Annotated in this window: 4 protein-coding genes; all 4 read right to left on the bottom strand. The window is 60.5% G+C overall.

What is annotated here, in order from left to right; genetic code table 11:
• Window positions 1-218: 218 nt before the first annotated feature.
• From efeO (V7756_RS18785) to efeU, 4 genes are read right to left on the bottom strand one after another with little or no spacing between them, the layout of a single operon-like run.
• Window positions 219-1061, bottom strand: coding sequence for an iron uptake system protein EfeO (efeO, locus tag V7756_RS18785; protein WP_442909032.1), 843 nt, complete (start codon window positions 1059-1061; stop codon window positions 219-221).
• A 48-nt stretch (window positions 1062-1109) separates the two neighbouring features.
• A complete protein-coding gene (gene efeB, locus V7756_RS18780; protein ID WP_335611733.1) occupies window positions 1110-2414 on the bottom strand; it encodes an iron uptake transporter deferrochelatase/peroxidase subunit in 1305 nt (434 codons plus the stop codon).
• Between the two features lie 32 nt (window positions 2415-2446).
• On the bottom strand, window positions 2447-3574 hold the full coding sequence (gene efeO / locus V7756_RS18775) for an iron uptake system protein EfeO (RefSeq protein ID WP_335611732.1): 1128 nt from the start codon (window positions 3572-3574) through the stop codon (window positions 2447-2449).
• An 18-nt stretch (window positions 3575-3592) separates the two neighbouring features.
• Window positions 3593-4432, bottom strand: coding sequence for an iron uptake transporter permease EfeU (efeU, locus tag V7756_RS18770; RefSeq protein ID WP_335611731.1), 840 nt, complete (start codon window positions 4430-4432; stop codon window positions 3593-3595).
• Window positions 4433-4825: the final 393 nt, after the last annotated feature.

The following is a 4825-nucleotide window of genomic DNA, read 5'->3' as shown; positions in this document are numbered from 1 at the left end:
ACAGACAACCTGCTCTTGTTATCAAAAGCTGGAGGCCTTGCAATGAGGGAGGAGACCATATACGGCCGTCCCAGGAAAACCACCACCTGGCCACATCCCGCCCTGCAGCAACGGGTTTATTCCCTGGGAAGCTCGAGTTCCATCTCGACCAGCAGCGCAAGCTGCACCAGGGGCTCGGACTTCATCTGGCGACAAGCCCCACGCGCGCAATCAACGGCTCAGTTCAAACCCAGCATGCCGCGTAGCGTGGACAACTCTTCCGCCAACACGGTAACCGGACCGACCAGCGCGCGGCGGTCTGCGTCGCTGACTTTTTCGTAGCTGACGAAACCACTGCCCACCTCACCCTCTTCCACGTAATAGTGCGACAGGGTTTCTTCCATCGAAGCAAAGTTGCTTTCCACCCGCTCGACAAAGGCCGGATCTTCCTCGGCGGCAAGTGGCTTGACCAGCTCGAAGATCTTCCTCGCGCCATCCACATTACCCTGAAAGTCCCACAGATCGGTGCGACTGTAACGATCCTCTTCGCCCGACACCTTGGTTGCCGCCACCTCTTCCATCAACGCTGCCGCGCCGCCTACCACCTTCTCCGGCGGGAAGGTCAAACCGGCTACGCGCTGCTCAAGATCATCCACATCACTCATCAGCCGCTCGGCGTAAGCTGTCATTCCATCGGTGCTGCGCTCGTGAAAAAGCGCGTATTCCAGGCGATGAAAGCCGGTGAAATCCGGGTCCTGCACGCCCTTCTCATAATCATCTTCCCGGGCGTCGATGCTGGCATCCAGATCGGCAAACAGCTCGGCAATCGGCTCGATACGTTCGTAGTAAACGCGGGTTGGCGCGTACAGGGCCTGCGCCTTCTCCAGATCACCCGCCTTTATGGCCTCAGTGAACTCACGGCTATGGCTGGTGAATTGCTCCAGATTGTCCAGCACATAGAGTTTGTAATCGGTGATGGGCGCGACCAGATCCTGCGGTGCGACCGCCGCCTGCGCTGACGCCTGCATGCCGATCAGGCCAAAGGCGCTGGCGGCGATGAACAAGGTACGAGGTAATGACATTTCTTTTCTCCTGCGAATGAAAGTATGACCAATCTGCGGATGGCCGACTCAGCTGGCAGCCAGCATGCTGCTGCCCAGAAAGTCGCCTGTTTGTATGCCCGGCAGGGTGAAGAAATAGCCCCCGCCAACCGGCTTTATGTATTCCTCCAGCGGCTCGCCATCGAGCCGTTGCTGCACCGTGATAAATCCAGCTTGCAGGTCGGCCTGGTAGGCGATAAAAAGCAGCCCCATGTCGAGCTGGCCATTGGCTTCCACGCCGTTGGAATAATTGAACGGGCGACGCAGAATCAGGTTGCGCTCGCTGCCTGGGGTGCGCGGATTGGCCAAGCGGATATGCGAATCCAGTGGCGTCACCTCGCCCTGGGGATCATGGGCAAACTGCGGTTCGTCGTGCTCGACACCGCCAGCCATGGGCGAACCACTATCGCGCCGGCGGCCAAAAATCGCCTCCTGCTCCTGCAGCGGAGTACGATCCCAGCGTTCGACAAAGTTGCGGATAATGCGCACGGCCTGGTAACTGCCATTGCTGGCCCAGGCCGGCTCGCCTTCGCTGCCATCGACCCAGACCACCTTCTGCATCAACTGGCGATCGTCCGCCTGCGGATTGGCGGTGCCGTCACGAAAACCCAGATAGTTGCGCGCGCTCTCGGTAGAGCCGTCCGCCCTGGGCGCCATCACCGGTACTGTGCCTTCCTGTTTCCAGCGCAGCATCAAAAGGCCGGGCGTGTTTTTGATAATGTCGCGCAGTGCATGGATGCTGGTGCCCTCGGTATTGGCACAAAACTGCAATGACAGATCGCCATGACAGCGCGCGGCGTCCAGCGCATCGTTGGGGAACTCGGTCATGCGCTGCAACTGGCGCGGTTTGACTGCGGCCAGCCCAAAACGCTGGTCAAACAGCGAAGCGCCCACCGAGAGCGTAATGGTCAGCGCATCGGGCTCTATGCTGGGGCCTAGAATGCCCGAGTCGGCAGGCGGAAAACGTGCATCGCGCTGCTCTACACTGCCGCCCTGAGTGAGAAAGACAATGCGTTCGGTCAGCGTGCGCAGCAGACGCTCAAGCCCGGCGCGATCACGCGCCAGCACATCAAAGGATGCGATCATTCCCACTGCCGGCCTGGGCGTGGTGATGCCCTGCTGATGCACACCAAAAAAGGGATGCGACTGACGGGTAGCCGAGCTGGATGGCGCATCGGTTACCTCCGCCGTCTTGGCGCTGGCCGAAGCGCTGGCCGAGGTACTCAGACCCGCAGCCGCAGCGCCCAGTCCTGCCGCGCCCAATCCCTGGAGAAAGCGGCGGCGATTCAGCCCGCCAAAGGGGCAGCCGAAGGGGATGTCATCCTGTTCGCTCATGCAATAAACCCTATATTGATTCGGCGCCCGGCTCAGTAGCCCGGCGCCAGTTGTTCATTTACCTGCGCCAGCGCCTGGGCCAGCCCCTGGCTCCGCTGCAGCAGCGCGGCGCGATCCGGACTGGCTTGCTGCAACGCGTCAGCCAGCGCCAGGTTCGCCTGCTGCAGCGCTCCCACGCTCTGCACCTGGTTTTGCAGCAGCGGCGCCAGCAGTGAAACGACCTTGTCGGCTCCCTGCTGCAGACCGCGCAGGTCAGCGAGTTCAAGCTCGCTCACCCGCTGCTGGCTTTGCTGATAGTCGTGCCAAGCCTGCAGGACTCTCGCCGCGCCCCTGGTCAGTTGCGCCGCAGGTACACCGTCATCGTTGAGACGCGCACGCAGCTGTCGCACATCGGCGTTCAGTTGCTGTGCCACTGGCAACAGCTCCGCCGTGCTCTGCTGCGCAAACAAACCCACAGCCAGGCGGTGGAAACCGGCGAAGTCAGGATCTTGCTCACGCTGGGCAAAATAGTCGGCACGCCCGTTGAGACGCTGATCCAAGTCACTGAACAGGCCCACAGCCAGAGCGATACGCTCGTCTATGAGCCGCGCTTCACGCCAGCTTTCCTGCGCTGCGGGCAGATCATTGGCGGCGATAGCGCTTTGCAAGTCGTCGACCGCTGCCTGTAGCTGGCGGCCCTGCAGCGTCAGATACACCCGGTACTCGGCCAAGGGTCCGATAAATGCCTTGGCCGACACCGCAGGCGCAACATCCGCGCCCTGCACCGGGGTGACCGTCAGCGTGCCGCGCGGATTGCTGAGCAAGCCGCAGGTCATCTGATACTCCCCTGGGGCCAGGGTGGCGGTGATGGCTTGCTGGAGCTGCGGGGCGATGTTTTCGCGCTCTTCCAGCACCATCACACCATCAAGAATCTCCCACTCGATGGCGCGTTCAGACTGGTTGATCACCACAAAGCGCTGCTTGCCGGCGGGCACACTCAATGCTTTAGGCTCGCAGCCTGTGGCCGTAATGGTCACGCGCGTGCCCTGCTCGCCCGTCGCGGGCTGTTCCAGTGATAAATAGAACAGGCCCAAGGCCACCAGCATCACCAGCGCAGAGAGCACAATACCAAGGCGCAAAAGGCCGGCAGAGGGTACAGAGGGAGAGGCATTATCAGACATGGAATCTCGCTTCAGAGCTTAGCCCGCAGAGCCAACCCGCGCCGTTACCGGCACAGTGGCTGTGGGGCGAAAGAACAACACCAGGGTGATCAACAGATAGGCAACATAAGCCACCAATTCGCTCAGTGTTGGCGTTGGTTGATAGCCCAGCACGCCAGCAAAAACGCTGCCCAGTGGCGTATCCAGCGGCAACCAGGTACTCAGATCGAACATCACCTGCTGCGCGTGGTTCCACCAGCCGGCCTCGTGTAACGCGCGTACCGAACCTGCGAACAAACCCGCCGCTACCAGCAGGATGAACAACCCGGTGACGCGGAAAAAGTGTTTAAGGTTCAAGCGCAAGCTGCCGCGATAAAAAGCCCAGCCGACCAGCGCAGCGCAGAGTACGCCCAGCAGCGCCCCCAGCGGCGCAGCGCTACCGTGGCTTTGCTGAAATACCGCCAACAGAAAGAAAACCGACTCCAGACCTTCACGCGCTACCGCCAGAAACACCATCGCGATCAGGGCATAGGTGTGGTTGTGCGCCCTGGCAAAGGCCCCGTCCAGCGCGCCAGTCAGCTCCTGCCGCATGCCCTGCGCGGCGCGGCGCATCCAGAACACCATCCAGGTGAGCACCCCTACCGCCAGAAAACCAATGAGAGCCTCGAACATTTCCTGCTGGCGCTGGGGAAACTCGGCGCTCACCAACTGCAGCCCCGCGCCGACCAGCAACGCCAGACTTACCGCCAGAAAAACGCCGATCCAGACAGCTGGCATCCAGGCACCGCGTCCGGTCTGGCGCAGATAGCTGGCAATGATGCCAACCACCAGAGCAGCCTCAAGACCTTCACGCAACATGATCAGAAAGGGAACAAGCATGGGCAGCAACCGATATGGGAACGGGAATCAACAACGAATGAGAAGCATACATGTTACAAAATATGTAAGAAAATCACATTTACATTTTTGCCGGGTATGGAAGGGCTAGTTCCTGCAAATAAACCCTTTAAAAACAGAACCATAGTGATTTATTACGGGTGTGCGGAATTACCGCACCCGGGAGCAGAAATCCGTGCGTGCAGATCCCTGTGGAATGTGGTCAGGTAGGGCAAAAGGTGCAAGAGGTGCAGTGCTAGCCAGGTCAGCTCCCGAGCGCACCGGCTCTCATCTCGACCGGCGTGCGTAGCTGCTGGTGCGCAGGCCGGGATGGAACCCGATGAGATGGTCTCCTCCCTCTCCCTTCTACGGCGTCGATGCGCCAGGGGATAGATG

This window comes from Halopseudomonas sp. (genome assembly GCF_036961105.1).
Taxonomy (GTDB): Bacteria; Pseudomonadota; Gammaproteobacteria; order Pseudomonadales; family Pseudomonadaceae; genus Halopseudomonas.
The sequence above is the reverse complement of the archived record's forward strand: the minus strand, read 5'-3'. Positions and strand labels throughout refer to the sequence as shown.

What these genes read in the sequence shown, in the direction of transcription:
- efeO (WP_442909032.1), bottom strand. Translation starts at nt 1,061, where the DNA reads ATGTCATTACCTCGTACCTTGTTCATCGCCGCCAGCGCCTTTGGCCTG.
- efeB (WP_335611733.1), bottom strand. Translation starts at nt 2,414, where the DNA reads ATGAGCGAACAGGATGACATCCCCTTCGGCTGCCCCTTTGGCGGGCTG.
- efeU (WP_335611731.1), bottom strand. Translation starts at nt 4,432, where the DNA reads ATGCTTGTTCCCTTTCTGATCATGTTGCGTGAAGGTCTTGAGGCTGCT.
- efeO (WP_335611732.1), bottom strand. Translation starts at nt 3,574, where the DNA reads ATGTCTGATAATGCCTCTCCCTCTGTACCCTCTGCCGGCCTTTTGCGC.